The 15,199-nt window shown below is 53.0% G+C and carries 16 protein-coding genes; 10 read left to right on the top strand and 6 right to left on the bottom strand.

The window, feature by feature from the left end:
* The coding region (locus H627_RS20470; RefSeq protein ID WP_027828402.1) for a hypothetical protein at positions 1–212 on the top strand (212 nt) is incomplete at its 5' end.
* A gap of 172 nt (positions 213–384) precedes the next feature.
* Here the strand turns inward: H627_RS20470 and H627_RS0107165 are convergent.
* Together H627_RS0107165 and H627_RS0107160 are read right to left on the bottom strand one after the other, a co-directional pair.
* Complete coding sequence (locus tag H627_RS0107165; protein WP_027828401.1) at positions 385–780, bottom strand: iron-sulfur cluster biosynthesis family protein; 396 nt, start codon at positions 778–780, stop codon at positions 385–387.
* A gap of 84 nt (positions 781–864) precedes the next feature.
* A complete protein-coding gene (locus H627_RS0107160; protein WP_027828400.1) occupies positions 865–1,824 on the bottom strand; it encodes a ketopantoate reductase family protein in 960 nt (319 codons plus the stop codon).
* 130 nt (positions 1,825–1,954) lie between these two features.
* Here H627_RS0107160 and H627_RS0107155 point away from each other — a divergent pair, with 130 nt between their 5' ends.
* From H627_RS0107155 to H627_RS0107130, 6 genes are all read left to right on the top strand, one after another.
* Positions 1,955–3,346, top strand: coding sequence for an MFS transporter (locus H627_RS0107155; RefSeq protein ID WP_226999196.1), 1,392 nt, complete (start codon positions 1,955–1,957; stop codon positions 3,344–3,346).
* Complete coding sequence (locus tag H627_RS0107150; protein ID WP_027828398.1) at positions 3,343–3,765, top strand: MarR family winged helix-turn-helix transcriptional regulator; 423 nt, start codon at positions 3,343–3,345, stop codon at positions 3,763–3,765. Before H627_RS0107155 ends, H627_RS0107150 begins: the two co-directional genes overlap by 4 nt.
* A 13-nt stretch (positions 3,766–3,778) precedes the next feature.
* Entirely contained in the window at positions 3,779–4,363 is a 585-nt protein-coding gene (locus H627_RS0107145) for a hypothetical protein (protein ID WP_035440204.1), read from the top strand.
* A gap of 12 nt (positions 4,364–4,375) precedes the next feature.
* Positions 4,376–4,588, top strand: coding sequence for an Mce/MlaD family protein (locus H627_RS0107140; RefSeq protein WP_027828396.1), 213 nt, complete (start codon positions 4,376–4,378; stop codon positions 4,586–4,588).
* 108 nt (positions 4,589–4,696) lie between these two features.
* A complete protein-coding gene (locus H627_RS0107135) occupies positions 4,697–5,059 on the top strand; it encodes a DUF1648 domain-containing protein (RefSeq protein ID WP_027828395.1) in 363 nt (120 codons plus the stop codon).
* A gap of 351 nt (positions 5,060–5,410) precedes the next feature.
* Entirely contained in the window at positions 5,411–8,983 is a 3,573-nt protein-coding gene (locus H627_RS0107130; RefSeq protein WP_027828394.1) for a hypothetical protein, read from the top strand.
* Positions 8,984–9,212: 229 nt separating this feature from the next.
* Here the strand turns inward: H627_RS0107130 and H627_RS0107125 are convergent, their stop codons facing one another.
* On the bottom strand, positions 9,213–10,499 hold the full coding sequence (locus H627_RS0107125; protein ID WP_027828393.1) for a PTS sugar transporter subunit IIC: 1,287 nt from the start codon (positions 10,497–10,499) through the stop codon (positions 9,213–9,215).
* A 136-nt stretch (positions 10,500–10,635) separates the two neighbouring features.
* On the opposite strand from H627_RS0107125, the gene H627_RS0107120 reads away from it, so the two are divergent.
* Complete coding sequence (locus tag H627_RS0107120; protein WP_027828392.1) at positions 10,636–12,180, top strand: hypothetical protein; 1,545 nt, start codon at positions 10,636–10,638, stop codon at positions 12,178–12,180.
* On the opposite strand, the gene H627_RS0107115 is transcribed toward H627_RS0107120, so the two are convergent.
* The 3 genes from H627_RS0107115 to H627_RS0107105 form a co-directional block, all read right to left on the bottom strand.
* Positions 12,155–12,976, bottom strand: coding sequence for a DUF2785 domain-containing protein (locus tag H627_RS0107115; protein ID WP_051225253.1), 822 nt, complete (start codon positions 12,974–12,976; stop codon positions 12,155–12,157). The two genes, H627_RS0107120 and H627_RS0107115, sit on opposite strands and share 26 nt — an antisense overlap.
* Before the next feature lie 85 nt (positions 12,977–13,061).
* Positions 13,062–13,829 carry an SGNH/GDSL hydrolase family protein gene (locus H627_RS0107110; RefSeq protein WP_027828390.1) on the bottom strand — a complete coding sequence of 256 codons (768 nt, stop codon included), beginning with the start codon at positions 13,827–13,829 and terminating at the stop codon, positions 13,062–13,064.
* Between the two features lie 47 nt (positions 13,830–13,876).
* The gene (locus H627_RS0107105) at positions 13,877–14,479 is read right to left on the bottom strand and encodes a histidine phosphatase family protein (RefSeq protein ID WP_027828389.1); all 603 of its coding nucleotides are present in this window, start codon (positions 14,477–14,479) and stop codon (positions 13,877–13,879) included.
* A 140-nt stretch (positions 14,480–14,619) separates the two neighbouring features.
* Between H627_RS0107105 and H627_RS0107100 the strand changes: the two genes are divergently transcribed.
* Both H627_RS0107100 and H627_RS20030 read left to right on the top strand, forming a co-directional pair.
* Positions 14,620–15,021, top strand: a complete 402-nt coding sequence (locus H627_RS0107100; protein WP_027828388.1) for a ribbon-helix-helix domain-containing protein — start codon at positions 14,620–14,622, stop codon at positions 15,019–15,021.
* A gap of 20 nt (positions 15,022–15,041) precedes the next feature.
* Positions 15,042–15,197 carry a hypothetical protein gene (locus H627_RS20030; protein WP_155827900.1) on the top strand — a complete coding sequence of 52 codons (156 nt, stop codon included), beginning with the start codon at positions 15,042–15,044 and terminating at the stop codon, positions 15,195–15,197.
* Positions 15,198–15,199 lie beyond the last annotated feature (2 nt).

The following is a 15,199-nucleotide window of genomic DNA, read 5'->3' as shown; positions in this document are numbered from 1 at the left end:
CGGGTGATGTTTTCCAGGTCTACGATCATTCACTTCTTTACGACGAAGAAAGCGATTCGATTGTCGACCTTGTATTTGTTGTAACGCCGACCCGCACAAGGTTCCAAATCTACACAGAAAATGTGATAGCCAAGGCCAAGCGCATCTCTATGGGAACGTATGAGATGGCACTAAATCGGTATCCAACTATTCCAGAAGGACCATTTGATTAGGAAAGTTCTTGGATCAAAAATGGCAGCCCCTGCGGACTGCCAAAATCAGTAACTAATTCGCCCCTAATTGGGGAACAACACGAGAACGACCTTTTAATATTTGAGCTGTCCACTTGACGGGGCACCGCCCCTTCAGCTAAAACGGGTATTATTACTATACTCTATCGCATACTTAGCACGTCGCGCCGCTGACCGTAATCCCTTGCTTGAAGGCCGCCAATACATCAGTGCCCTTCGCGATTCGCATGCCGCCATCCAGCAGACCGGAATCATCCTTCAAGGAAATCGTGTAGTGCTGATAATCCATCGTCAAGCCATGACCCAGGAAAGTCAGGTCATAGTTGGACGTATACAAGGGAATCCCGGCATCGTTTTTCAGCGGTACGCTATAATCAGGGTCCGGCTGATCCAAAATGATCACCGTGAAGTTAGCGCCAATGCTGCACGCCCCGCCCTGCAAGGAATACTTGCCGCCGCCATCATCTGTGACTAAGAGCAAAGTCTTGCCAGCAAAGCGGTCACCCTTGAGTAATTGGGCCATGGAATCCGTTAATTTGATTTCTGTCATCTTTGTCGCCTCCAATTTAATTGTACGCCACCGGTCAACCAGAAGAAAAAGCCGAGGCATCAGCCCGACTTTCTTAACCCCAAGTTAAACCGGTGTCGCGACTTTCTCCCGACTGCTTTGTAATTCGTTCAACTTCTCTTTGCTGTGCACCAGTGCGGTCAGCATTGCGTTGATTGGCGTGGCAATATGCTCCCGCGCGCCAACCTTGGCAATATAGCCATTCAAGAAATCAATTTCTGTCTTACGGCCTTTGGCCATGTCTTGGTGCATGGACGGATAATGCAGCCCATTCTTGCCATCTGGGAATTGCGCCACGATCAATTGTTTCGTGTCGGCCGCGTCGAAATGCACGTGCTGCTTGGCAGCAATTTGGCTGAATTCGCTCAGAACGCCGTCGATCATGGCATCGTGGTCCGGCAATTGCCCGAATTCGCCGATATTGCAGTCCAGGATCGTGCAATACGTATTCAATACCGAGTTCAATGCGGCTTTACGCCAGATAGCGGCCAGCACATCATGGGAGGCAGTCGGCTTCAACCCGGCATCCTGCAAAACTTGAACGACTTGCTTGAAGAATGGGGCCTCATTGCTGCCGAGGGCTTCCAGCGTCACGCCGCCGTCACCCTTCATGGTGATTTCGCCAGGACCGTTCAAAGCGGCCGACCAGACCGTCACTCCGGCGATAATTTGATCTTTAGGTACAAAGCGACTGATCGTCTCAATGTTGCCGATCCCGTTGCCCAGCACCAAAATATGCGTCTGGGGCGTGATGACCGGCTTCAGCGCCGTCAGCATCGGCGCAATGCCCATGGCTTTGGTGAATAACACGATCAAGTCGAAACTGCCGTGGACATCCTGCGGCAGATACGCGGGGACATGGACCCGTTCATCGCCATGATCCGTATGAACCAGCAACCCGTGGGCATTAATCGCCTGAACGTGCTGCGCCCACAAATCAATAAACGTGACGGGATTCTCTGTCGTCGACAACATACTGCCGAATCGGCCGCCCATGGCACCGGCGCCTGCAATGGCAATTTTCAAAATAATCAGCTTCCTTTTCAATATTGCTCCACATCCATTCTAACATTTTCAAAACTTTTTGATTTTAGTTGCTTGCGCAAGCAATTTAATCGTGATACACTTTCTTTCAGTAAGGAAAGGAGGCTGCATCGTGACCGTTACCCATCGCTGGCTGGCGCTCAGCACGCTGGGCCTGTTCTTCTTCATGGTGATTGTAGACGGCAGTATCGTTACTATTGCCGTCCCCGCCATGGCGGCCGGTTTGCACGTGCCCACCAGCCAAATTAACTTGGTCATTGCGATTTATCTCGTCGGGATCAGCGGCTTGCTGCTCACCTTCGGCCAACTGGGCGACCAGCTGGGGCGGATCCGCTTATTCAAGTGGGGCACGCTGCTCTTTACCATCGGCTCGGCCTTGGCCAGTCTGGGTATCAGTTTGCCTTTAGTATTAGGCGGCCGGTTGGTCCAAGCCATTGGGGCCAGCATGACGATGGCCAATAGTTACGCCATCGTCACCGACATCTTCCCCATGGCCTTTCTGGGCCGAGCCTTGGGTGTCGAGAGTATCTTCATCTCCCTCGGTGCCCTGGCTGGTCCAGGCCTAGGCGGTTTGATTCTGGCCTACCTATCTTGGCACGCCATTTTCTGGATCAATATCCCCCTCGGCCTGTTCTGTCTGATCGTCGCCTGGCGGGTCTTTCCCGCCAGCAGTGCGCCCGCCCAAACGCCGACAATTGACTGGCCCGGTACCCTCTGGCTGATCACCGCTGCCGCGAGCTTCTACGTATTCACCAGCACATTGCTGACGCAGGCGGTGATCACGCTGCTCAGTCTGGGCCTATTTACGGTCGCTCTGGTGCAATTCAGTCAGGTCGAAAGGCGCGCTGTCAAACCGTTGCTGGACTTCGCGATTTTCCGTCACCCGCTGTTCAGCCGCAGCCTGCTCGCGTCATTCATGAGCTTCATTGCGGCCTACTTTTTCACCCTGCTGGCCCCCATCTACCTGCAAGTCGTACTGCACACCAGCAGCCAGCTCACGGGGCTGATCCTGATGATTGCGCCGGCAATTGCTCTTGTGGCGAATCCCATCGCGGGCTGGCTAACGGATCGGTATCCGCAAGTCCGGGTGATGCAGTGGGGCATGGTCTTGCTGGTCTTGGCCGAAATCGGCCTCGTTCTCAGTAACGGCCAGCACGAACCCTGGGTGTTGGGCAGCCTATCGATCCTGATTTCCATCGGTACCGCCGTCTTTAGCACCCCCAGCAATACACTCACCATGAGCAGTGTGCCAGCAGAACAGCGGGGCATGGCCGGGGCGACCAACTCATTGACCCGAGAATTCGGGATGGTCCTCGGCACGACCTTGGCCACCACTACTTATTACGGCAGTCTGTCCGTGCTGGCCGGCCGGGCCGCCCTGACCGTCACGGGTCAAGTACCTCAGCATTTGCTCCACGCCCAATCCGTCGCCTATCTCGCGGCGACAATTCTACTGGTTATCGGCCTCTGGCTGATTCGTTCAAGAAAGGTGATGACAGCATGACCGCAGAAATTGATGCGCTCATTTCGCAATTGAATATCACAGCCCGGCGGGTTCAAGCGTACCTCAACGTCAAATTGAAGCCGCTGAATCTTACTGTGAATAACTACTACTTTATTCTCAAAATCAATCATGATACCCCGCTGACCCAGGATCAGCTCTTCAAGCGGATCTATCTCAGCCCCAGCAACGTCACCCGCCGGTTGTCCCAGCTGATTGATCTGGGCCTGGTGGAAAAGCAGCGCAGTGCCGCAGACGGGCGTTCCTGGACGGTGACCCTCACGCCAGAAGGCAAGGCCCTCGTGCCCAAGGTTGAAAGGATCTTGGCCCAAGTCAACACCGATGCCTTCGGCGACTTGCCGCCTGTACAACAGTCGGAAATGATTGATGCCTTGAAGTTGATTGACCACAATTTAGCCTAAGGAGGCCTTTTGGATGTCCAAATCCCTTGACGTGTTAGGCAAGCCCCAATCCGACTTGCAGATTCCTGACGGTTTTGTCAACGCTGCTGAAGATACTCGGAGCCGGAACGGTGAAGCTGTTTCAGTCGTCCGCTATCAGAAACCCGGCCGGGTCGTCATGAATAATCCCCATGTGACCGCCATTTTCGGCCGCGACGGGCGTTTGATCAGTTACAACAATTTTGCCGTTGACAGCGATGCCCCGCTGCCCGCTGAAGAAGCGGCGGTGCACCAAGCCGCCCGCTTATTCGCCGCGCTGGACCCGCACTACGCCCGCGGCCTGAGTTTCATGCGGGTGGACCGCTACAACCGGCATTTCACCGACGACCATGGTGTACAAGTCGAAATCCCGGTACTCTGGGTGAAATTCGCCCACCGGAACGGGTCTTATAACTGGGTCTCTGTCGGCCCCGGCGGTCAAATCATTGAAATGGAACGAGAGTCTGAGTGGGATTACTTCCGTTCCCGCCGAGCCACCGAAGAATGGAACTACGACGACTGGGTACTGGCCCGGGCTGGTAAAGGACCGCAATTAGCAGCACCCGAGGCCCTCGCCTAAGGAGGTCGATCCATGGATCAATTCGATACTCTGATTGAACAATTGGGCCAACTCAATGAGCGGGCCCGTCAATTGGAAGACGTGGACTACATCACCGCGTCCTACAAGGGCTTCAGCAACGAAGGTCTCACCTTGGATGAAGTGAAAGACCAAATCACGGAAGTCCATCACCAAATCGCCACGCTGGAACGGCAATTGGACGACATGTCTGACGACTTGTCCTAGCGTACTCTATCTAAGGACGCTTTCGGCCAATCTCCGAAAGCGTCTTTTCTTGTTCCCACTATACCCCGGTATTATAATCAAGCCAGTAAGATTGGGAGGTGTTTAGTCATGGCTAAAAAATCTTGGGTGAGTAAAGCGTATTGGGGCTTCTACATCGCCAACTTCATTGTTATCCTCATCTATCTTGGTATCTCCTGGTGGCTTTACCAGCAAGCTCCGGATCGTATCCCAGTGCACTGGAATACGGCTGGTAAAGTGGATAGTTACGGCAACCGGATCGAAATCTTTATTGCCTGTCTGATCCCGCTGATTGGGGTCATCCTGCACCCCCGCTTGGTGGACCGCAAGTATCCTGAGTCATCCGGCTCGAATATCAGTACGAAGGCAGCTTTTGCGGTGATCATGGTCGTTTTATGGGTCGTAAGCGGAATTTTGCCGGTGATGGTTTATCAGTGGATCGGCAGCCATTAGATTCTCGATAAATAGTGCGGCTAATCGACAGCTCAGCTTTCTTGGCTGACTGTCTTTTTTTGTGGCACATATTGGATCTGTCATGTTTTCAGAAAAATATATACCAAATTCCATTAATCCCACTTATCGGTTTCTTCGAGTGGGATTAATCGCCAGATAAATCGCCATAATTCAAAATTCCCACTATCCACAAACCTTTTTTATCAGAAGTGCCAAAGAAACCCGTACCAATATTGATAAGCTTAAAGAGAAGTGGGATTGGGAGCGTTTTATACATATGCGGTTGAACCGATCCCCCCAACGATTTAATCAAAGGGGGCTTTTATTTTGTACGACAAAAGAAGAAAAATCATGACATGGCTCACTCGGGGAGTGCTCCTGCCGATTCTATTTGGCATGGTCATTTTGACCATAGTGGGGAATGCCCAAGCAGTGACGATTGGTAATGTCCTCGACAATACTGGACCAACTGCGCCAGCGGATATGTACACGATTCCTGGGCTCGGCCGGGCTCGGCAAAAAGACGAAGGGTCCTATGTAAAATCCGGGACTGGTTCTAGCGGTACCCCCATTACCAATGGGACAACTGGAGCTTGGGTTGGCAAAGCCACCGAGTCGCCGACCATTATTACATTTCCGGAGAGTGCCGATAATCACGGCAGTTCCTGGTTCAGCATTAACTATGTAGACAAAAACGACTTTATCGACTTTAATACACCAACACAGGCCAATAATTTTTATGTGGACGGTGCCGCTAATTACAATAAAAGTAACGTACAAAGCCTGATGAAGGATGGTGCGATTGATAAAGACGGCCTTGCCGGCCCGGTCCTGAAAGATGGCGAGACATTCGACGGCGGCTTTTTGCAGGTGACAGGGAACGTGCCGATTTCTGCTCAAATTGCACAATCACAGACATCTGTTGATGCAATCATGGCCGGCAACTGGGGAGTCATGGTCCGCGTAACACTGCCAGAGGGAATTGATGCCAAGTCTTTAGGCGGTGCGATTGACTGGGGCAAGTCTTACTTTTACCTGACGTTAGATTCATTTACATGGAAGTTCTTGTGGTTCGATCTTGCCCAAATCAAAAACTTGAACTTCCCTTTGCAATTTGACCATCACGTTTATCTAGATAAGGACAAGACCAACGTTTTTTACTTAAAAGTAAAGGGCATTCCATTTACTTATGATGTGTCTGAAGATAAGTCAACCGCCAAACTGCAACTCCAGCGCGGGACTGCTGATTACCTCGACTATCTTCATAATCGGTATATTGACGGAGACGTCGCGAGACCATTGGATAATCTAACCGCCGATGGGGATACAGACACCACTGGTTCTGGGGACAATGTACAACCTCAATTCATTTCTCAAAGCGGTGGTAAAGGGACCGTGTGGGATCCTTTCTACGGAATAGTCCACGAAACTGGCGGTGCTCTATTGTCTTGGGTCGCTAGTTGGTTCTCTTCCAGTCCAATTTACGAGACAGGTAATATCGGCCGGACCCTAACCCTCCTGAATGCGGCGGACCCGACTACGGACCGTGCTATCGTTTCGAAAAACTCAATTACCAGTGGACTCATTGGGATTATCGTAAAGGCCATTTCAGCCTATTTCGTTGATAATGATTTTAAAGGATCGGCCCATATCAACTTCTCCTTCGACATGTCGAAATACACCGGCGATCAGAATAAAGCTTATCAAACCATCACCGGTGGTCGCCTGATGCCTGCACCTTATGCAGATGGCCGTTTTAATAAAGGCAGCACGATGGGGAAGAACGACACGGATGACAAAGATCGACGCGCAATTGGTATCTCACTCTATGGCAGTAACACTCTGCTCGATCCTTACAGCGTTTTAGCGGGCAAGGACCGCTCCAAACCTAACGCTGACCTGCTCAGCCAGCTCAAGGCCGGCACATCACCGCTGGACTACGCCGTCATCGACGAGAGCAAACTGGACCTTGGCGCCGACCATAGCCAAGAAGACGTCCGCGACTACCCTGTCTACACCAACTTCACCTCCTGGACGGCCTTCGTCTCGCCTTTCGACAACAGCAAGACCGTCGACACACTGCACTCCAGCGGTGATCCGCTGGGCAGCGACATGCGCGCGCGGACGGCCACGCCGAACAGCTACTCGGATGGGATTTTAGTGAATGACGGTCAGCCATTCACCGTGGATCAGAATTACACGACCGCTGACTACGCGCCAACCACCAAGTCAGCGACGGACAAGACGCTGGTCAAAGCCGGCGGGATCACCCCAGAGCGCTACGCCCAGGTCTATCAGTACTATGACTATAGTGGCGCTACGCCGGTGCCGAATCCCACCAGAGTGTACACAACGACTGACAACGCCCTCTCCTTGAACGTTGCCACCGATACTAACGCGCCGCTCAAGTACAATGGGAAGATCACGAAAGGCTTCCCTGACAACACCTGGGTCTATGCCGGCAAGTACAACGTCTTGCCAGTGGCTGGTACGTCGTTGGCCCTGAACCAGGATATCCGCCCGGAAATGAACCTGACGGGCGACCAAATTTACGTCCTGGATAAGAGCCAACTGATTAATGATAAAACACTGAAAGAAGCCCTTGGTACGTGGCGAGATCGGTTAACGATCGGCACCGACACGATGACCATCACGACGTACCCCATTGCGTCAGATACCGCGCTGGGGACGGCCACCACGGATCAGCTGGTGCCCAGCGCCGACCTGCACGATATTGACCTGCATCTGGGAGATTCCGTGAATTACGGCTTCGAGGGCGATCCGCCCTATGGCGATCTCACCGCCGGCTTGACGATTCCACCGGTGGCCAGCACCGACAACGGCTTCTATGGTCTCGTGAAACTGAGCCGCAACGCCGACGTGCCAATCAACGTCAAGACGGCAACACCAACACTGGACGCCGGTTCGGCCGATTTAGCCAATAACGCCAACTTCCTGGTCCTACTCCGAGACGACACTGACGGCGCTAGCTGGACGGCGGAGCACCACTACACCGACTCGGCCAGCACGATCCATTTCTTCTACCAGAATGGGGACCAAGCCAAGGTCGGCGGCACAGTGAAAAACACCGGCGATGTCAGCAAGCAGACCTTCCAGATCATGATTCCCCGGGTCACCGGCACGACCATTTCTAATCTCGCGGTTACCGCCCCAGATGGCAGTGCCGTGCCGGAGGCCAACATCACCAAGATGACCAGCAACACCGACCTGGACAAGTACTACCAGCGGTACCTGGTCAAGATGCCCAGCTTGGTGATCAAGGATCAGGCCTTCACCTTCAGTTACACCTACCAGGCCAGCGACATTGCCAACATGCCCGAAAGCACGACGCTGCAAACGGTCATCGGCGATGAGAACGGCAAGGTGCTGGCCCGGACCGGCAACTTGTACCTGAAACGGATGAAGACCGTGGCCATCCTGCAAGTACCCCAGTTCGACTTCGGCAAGCAGACACTGCCTAAGTCTGAGCAGCAATACGGTTTGACGGATGACAGCAAGAAACTGGCGCAACTGGTTATCCAGGATAACAGCCAAGCCAATAATACCGGCGCGCTGAGTTGGCGGGTCACCGGCCGCCTGTCTGCATTTGCCAACCCGGATGCCAGCGAAGCGCACACCGATTTCAAGTTAGACCTCGGCCTGCCAACGATGCCGGCGGATTACCAGTATCCCACAGACCCGGACTTGAAGGCGCCAATCGTTGCGAACCACACACCGGAGACAATGCTCTCGAACAACGTGACGCAGCAGCTGTTCTTCCTGAACCGAGTGCTGGAATCCACCACCGATGCTACACCGCTAACGCTCACGTACGCGGACGCCAAACTGACCGTACCGAATACCGTGGTCAAGTCTGGCAAATATGAATCGACTGTGACTTATACCGTCAAGGACGGGTTGTAATAGCAAAGGCGAGCCTTCAAAAACAGAAGACTCGCCTTTTTTTTACTGTCTTGGCCGTCAATCAAAATGCTGATGTAATATGATTACAGGTTGAACAATGGTGGTTGCCCAGCCCGTGAGCGAGCGGTTACACACTGAGCTCAAACTTAAAGGCGAAGGTCACGAAGACCAGGTGAAATATAACGGTCACCTCGTCAGTCGTGGCCTTTTTTGCATGTCTTTCTAAGATTTATGCTTGCGTTGCTTCCTGCTCCTCCAGCACCGCCCGCCGGTCAGCGATTTTGAAGAACGGATACCATAGGAAGAAATTCAGGACCAGCACCACAACCATCACCAGCAGCAGCTGCCAGCCGCCGAGGATGAAGATCTGCATCGGTCCCGGTGTCGTCCACGGCAGCTGAGCGGACGCCAGATATTTCGTAATTCCCAGCAGCTTGATCATGCCCCACGTGGCAAAACCGGAAACCGGCGCCACCAGCAGCATGGGCAGGAAGAAAATCGGATTCAGCATGATTGGAAAACCGAAAATTAACGGCTCGTTCACGTTGAACAGCGCCGGCAAAGCTTCCAACTTAAATAATTGCTTATAGCGGGCAGATTTAGCCCGGGACATGGCGAATACCAGCCCATACGTTTGCCCCTGGCCGCCAAAGATGTTGCTGGTCATCACATACACGATACCCGCGGCCAAATACGGCAGCGGTTTTTGTGCCGCCAGTGCATTAATATTTTCAGTCAGCAGCGACATCAGAATCGGGCTGGCAATCCCCAGAATTAGGGACGGATGCAGACCGAAGAACCAGAAGACGTTGGTCAGCGTGGCCAGCACGATGACACTCCATACGTTCCCGGTGAGATTTTGCAGCGGCAGCTGGATCAGCTTGCTGATCATGGTGAAGATATCGTGGTATGGCGTTACATAGAATACCATCCGCAGCGCAAACATCAGCGTCAGAATCACGATGCCGATCAAGGCTGGACTCATGGATTCCTCGACCATTGGCGGTACCCCTTGGGGCATCTTGATGGTGAAGTGATGTTCCGTCAGGACCACAAACAATTTCGCCGTGATGTAACCGACTAAAATTGCCACGATCAAACCGCCGCCACCGGTATTATTGGTCAAAAAACCGGAGACCGTTGTGGTTTTACCCGTCTTGATCACCTGCGGCATCAGCATCAAGAAACCGACAACGGACAACAACCCAGCATTCAAACCATCCATCTTTTTCTGCTTGGCATACAAGTAGGCAAAGTTGAAGGCGACGTAAATCCCCAATGCATTCATCGACGCATTGATGGCGGCGTTGAACTGGTTGTTCAGATCCGAGCCGTAAATATATTGCTGCCAAGCCGGAATCGGCAACCCGTAGATAATCAAGATTACCGAGACCCCTATGGTCACCGGCAGGGTGCGCATAAAAGCCCCGGCCAGTGTCGAAAAGAACGTATTCGCATTCATCTTATTGGCGATGGGGGCCAGATACTTGTTTAGAAATTTTTCAAACCCATTCATTAGGTGTTCCCTCCCTCGTATACAGTTATTATACAGGATATTTTAATTGGAAAGCGATTCCAACATTATCCCCCCGCGAACACTCTTTCTCTGTTAAAATAAAGACAAATAGATGAGAGAAAGCGAGGTGCCGGTGATGCCTAAAGCAAGCTATTTGGAATTAAAGAATGTCCTACACACCATCAACAAGGGCGGCAAAAACAAACAAGAGTCAGCTGAGGAGAAACGCAAAGAATTGATGACGGAGTTTGTCAAACGGACGACTGCCAGATCTGCGGCGGTCGACCAGCAGACCGGCTCAAAACCGGGCAAAGCCAAACCAGTAAAGAAAGAAAAGCCGGCACCCATCAAGGCCGCGCGCCCGGAGGCAGCAAAACCGAACCGCGCCGCGGATCAGCAGGAGCTCTATCGGCTTAAGCATCATCTGGCCAAGGCCCGCCGCGGATTGGTGGCTCAGCAGGAGGCCATCCAGGACTTGAAACAGAAGGTGCTGGCGGAACAGACAACCGCCACACAGTGGCAAGAAAAATATCAGACTGCCGTCACGGATATGCAGTCAGCCCAAACAGCGAACATTGCCGCCCACCGAACCATCCAAAGTCTGCATGACAAAAAAGAGTTGCTAGCCAAACGGACTGGCAAACTGCGCCAAGAAAACAAGGCCCTGCGCACCCGCCTGGTCAATGCCAACCGGCGCAACAAGGCCCTGCAAGGGCAATGGATCGCTATGAACCAGGAGCAATATATTGCCGCCTACCGCCTGTGGCAACAGGAACAGTCACCCTATGCCGTTTTGAAACGTAAAACTATTCCAGCGCTAACCAATCAGATTGCTGAATTGAAAACCGAAGTCCAGCAGCAAATCCAGAACACTAACGAACTGCGCCAAGTCTTCACCAACGAAGCCCGCTGGCGGCCAATCGGCAAAGTGGCCGTCGAGCTGTTTGCCCCACTGGTCTCTTACGACCAACTGAAGAAGATCCTAACGATTCTCAATGAGAACCGGACCAAACCGATCCAATACAAACGCCCGGCCACGGTGACGCCTGCGCCCCGGCCGGCGAATATTCCACTCACCGATGTCGCCCGCATCAAAGTGACCACGCCCGCCGAAAGCCAGGATGCGGACTTGGTCAAAGATGTCCTCGCCCATACGGAAACGGCGGAGTCGACTGCACCGACCGCGCCGACCACCAAAAAATCGCTGCACTTGGCCTTAGATCGCTACAGTCAGCACAGCAAGGTCCGCCCGGCTAAACCAAAAAAAGAGACGCCCTTGCCGGAATGGTTGGAAAATCCCCAACTCTTCCAGGACGTCCCCATCCATATTCTGACCTGGCAGGATGCCCGAGGCATCCGCAATCGGCTTAAACAATTGGGTGCGGTGACCCGCGTCGAACGGCCCGATGCCATGTCAATCAATCAGATCCGCCAAATTGCGTACAGTGAACCTGACGCCATCATCATTGCCGACCGTACCAAGGCCCACCATGCCACCGTCCAAGCGATGAAGGACATTCAGGCGGACCGCGCCGCCGACCATGCCGAAACAGTCATTGCCGACAAAGGCATTGGGGCCACGTCCACTCTGCGTACGATTTATGATATCCTGCTGGGCCGCTGGAGCCGCACTCGGGCCTTAGAAGCAGAGCTGATTAACCGCGAAACCCCATCTGAATAAAGTAATCATTGATAAAGGCCAAACAAGGCTGACGGGCCGGATCATCATCATGCAGCAGAAAATAGGCATTCTGCATGATTCGCAGCCATGCACTGAGGCGGTAGTAGCTGGCCAGATTGTCATTGGCATACTTGTTCCACAGATACGTGTGCTCCACCGCCAGCCAATCGGTCCACTCCCGCAGTGAAATGTTATGCGCATTGAGGCCCAGCACCAGCGCAGCGGCCAGCCGCTGTTCCTCATCATCCAAGAAAGGCGTCGTCATTCGGTTCAACACCGTGACGACGCTTTTTTGCACGTCGGGAATCAAGGTGTGGCGAAACTGGGGATGATGCACCGCTGCCCCCAGAAAGTCCGCCCCGTGGGCCACCCCATGGGCCCAACCATGGCCGGAAACATAGCCGCGATAATCTTTTTCCCGCTGCAAATACGTCACGGCCCACTGGAAGAAGGTATTACGCTGTTCCGTCGTCAAAAAGGCGTGTTCGCCGTCATAATTCAGGATCAGCGTCCCGACGAGTGCAGTAAACGTCCGGCCAAAAACGGCGTCGGTATCGGGCCGGTCAATGTCCCGCCATAGGTCATTGCGCTGCAATATTGTCGCCGCCACTTCTTTGCGCTGATCAGCGTCAAAGCCGCCCTCAAAAAAACCGCGGCCAAACAGTGTATAAATGATTTCATCCCGCAACCGGCCGTCCGGGTCGCCAATATGATCCAGCATAAAGGTGAGCTCGTTATCCGTAATTGCCAATGGGCTGGCGTCCACCAATGCGGCCAGCTCTTTCGTCATTGCCATCCTAATTCCCCCATCACTCTTTTCCCTTAAGTATAGCAAGAAAATAGCCCGGGAAGCGTCCCAGGCTTTGCGTGCCAAAAACTATTTACTTAGCCGCCTGCTGCAATACCTGCTTCGCCACCAGCGTGTAATAGTGCGGCTGGCCAGCCGTACTGGGGTGGAAGCCATCGGCTGCGAACCAGTCGGTATGGTTCTTAGCCTCGGTGTACCAGTCAATCAGGTGGACGTTCTTGTATTTCTCCGTCGCATTCTTGATCTGTGCATTGGACTGGGCTTCCCACGGCTGGCTGGGTACGTGCACGTTGATCCAGAAGACGTCCCGCTTACTGCCGAGCACATCCATGATCTCCTTGGTCGTATCGGCGGTGAAGGTCCCATTAGTGCCGACGCCGAGAACAACCGTGTCGGCCAGCTTATTCTCACTATTCAGCTTCTTCAGCACCGCTGGCACACCATACGCCTGGCGGCTGACGTCGGCGGCCATGGTCATCTTAGGGAAGATTTCTTTAAGGAAACTCTCGCTGCCCAGCATCACGGAATCACCGACGAAGGTCACCGGCATGGTCTTGGCATACTGCAATTCTGGATAGGTCAGACCATATTGCTTCAACTTGCCGAATAACGGATCAGCCGCTGCCTGGGACGAAGCGGCTGCCGCACTGCTGGATTCAGCTGCCGCCTTTTTCTTCGCGCTGCTGGCGGCTGCCGCCTTTTTCTTCGCTGCCTGCTCCGCCTGGACCCGATTATTGTTGGCCTGAACGCCGTACCAAATACCGCCGCCTGCGACAGCAAGGACCAAGATGGCAATGATGATGGCCGCAATTTTCTTACCGTTTGATTTCTTTTCATGCATACGAATGATTCCGCCCCTCTGACTATCTTTCAGAGAATATCATACCATTATTTCTGGGCGTAAGGCGCGTCAAGTTCGCTAAAGTCGGGGTTGAACACGGCTTGTAAGACAAAATGCTGACCGTCAAAAGTGAAGGTTAGGATACAGCAGTTTCCGAAATGCCCGGTGAAGGGAATTGCCTCATATTGCTGCCATGCCCGGTAGAAGTTAGCAATTGCCCCACCATGGGAAACCATTAAAACGTGCTGACTCGGATCGTGGGCCATGATGGTCGTGATTGTCTTGCTCAATCGGTCTTGCACTTGGTCCTGACTCTCGCCGCCATACCGAACAAAGAAATCATTGTAAGGCAGCGGCGGGTTCAAGTATTCCGGCTGGGCTTCAAATGCGCCAAAGTTCCATTCCCGCAACCCCTTCACCCGCGTATAGGGCAGTTGGGTCACCAATTCCAAGGTGTCGCTGGCCCGTTCTGCCGTGGAACAGTAGGCCGCATCCAGGGTGATGCCATTATCAGGAAAATAGTCGGCAGCAATCTTGGCCTGGGCGATGCCTTTTTCTGTTAATGGCGAATCACACCAGCCCTGGATCCGGTGCTGAGCGTTGAATAGGGTTTGACCATGGCGCATCAAGTACAAAGTTTGAGTCATCAGTAGAGCTCCTCTCAATATGTATCCGCTTTATTGTACCTTATTCTCTTTGCCAACCAAAATCAAAAATCCTTTTTAAACCATCTTGACACCATCCATATGGATGGTATTATTACCTCATAAAGAAAAACGAGGTGAGTTAAATGGCCCGACCAAAATCCATGACCGAAAAAGTGACAATCAATATTGACCCCGTGGACCTGGGGTACATCGACCTGCTCGTCGACCAGGGGTTCTACGGCAACCGCAGCGACTTTATCAAGAACGCGGTGAAGACCCGGCTGCACGATTACGACGACCAGTTCAAAGAAATCCAGCGCAAAGAACGCAATACCGGCGAATGGGTCGTCGGCATTACCCGCATCGGTCAGGCCGATGTCGCGAAGAACCTGGCCGAACACCGCCAGTCCGAGCTCCATGTCATCGGCTACCTGACCATTGACCGGGATGTCGATCCCGACGAGCTGCAGGCTGCCTATCCGAAAATCACCATCAATGGCGTGATGAAAGCCCGTAAGGAAATTAAAGACCGGTATGGTTACTAACTAGAAAGAAGGAATGACCTATGATCCGCATCCAGCATTACACTGACCCCACCGATATCAAAAACAACGCGGAACGGCCAAGAATCCAAATTGATGTTAACAAGCCGCGGCTGTTTATCGCTCTGGTCGTCGGCATCGTCGCTCTAGGCATCATCCATCATCGTCAACACCGGTAACC

The sequence above is a fragment of the Schleiferilactobacillus harbinensis DSM 16991 genome, from assembly GCF_000425885.1.
Lineage (GTDB): Bacteria > Bacillota > Bacilli > Lactobacillales > Lactobacillaceae > Schleiferilactobacillus > Schleiferilactobacillus harbinensis.
This window is presented reverse-complemented; position numbering and strand designations above follow the sequence as displayed.

Bases quoted from the DNA above. Each gene is read 5' to 3' on its own strand.
- H627_RS0107140 (WP_027828396.1), top strand. From the start codon at position 4,376: ATGGATCAATTCGATACTCTGATTGAACAATTGGGCCAACTCAATGAG.
- H627_RS0107120 (WP_027828392.1), top strand. From the start codon at position 10,636: ATGCCTAAAGCAAGCTATTTGGAATTAAAGAATGTCCTACACACCATC.
- H627_RS0107125 (WP_027828393.1), bottom strand. From the start codon at position 10,499: ATGAATGGGTTTGAAAAATTTCTAAACAAGTATCTGGCCCCCATCGCC.
- H627_RS20030 (WP_155827900.1), top strand. From the start codon at position 15,042: ATGATCCGCATCCAGCATTACACTGACCCCACCGATATCAAAAACAAC.
- H627_RS0107135 (WP_027828395.1), top strand. From the start codon at position 4,697: ATGGCTAAAAAATCTTGGGTGAGTAAAGCGTATTGGGGCTTCTACATC.
- H627_RS0107145 (WP_035440204.1), top strand. From the start codon at position 3,779: ATGTCCAAATCCCTTGACGTGTTAGGCAAGCCCCAATCCGACTTGCAG.
- H627_RS0107130 (WP_027828394.1), top strand. From the start codon at position 5,411: ATGACATGGCTCACTCGGGGAGTGCTCCTGCCGATTCTATTTGGCATG.
- H627_RS0107110 (WP_027828390.1), bottom strand. From the start codon at position 13,829: ATGCATGAAAAGAAATCAAACGGTAAGAAAATTGCGGCCATCATCATT.
- H627_RS0107150 (WP_027828398.1), top strand. From the start codon at position 3,343: ATGACCGCAGAAATTGATGCGCTCATTTCGCAATTGAATATCACAGCC.
- H627_RS0107165 (WP_027828401.1), bottom strand. From the start codon at position 780: ATGACAGAAATCAAATTAACGGATTCCATGGCCCAATTACTCAAGGGT.
- H627_RS0107100 (WP_027828388.1), top strand. From the start codon at position 14,620: ATGGCCCGACCAAAATCCATGACCGAAAAAGTGACAATCAATATTGAC.
- H627_RS0107115 (WP_051225253.1), bottom strand. From the start codon at position 12,976: ATGGCAATGACGAAAGAGCTGGCCGCATTGGTGGACGCCAGCCCATTG.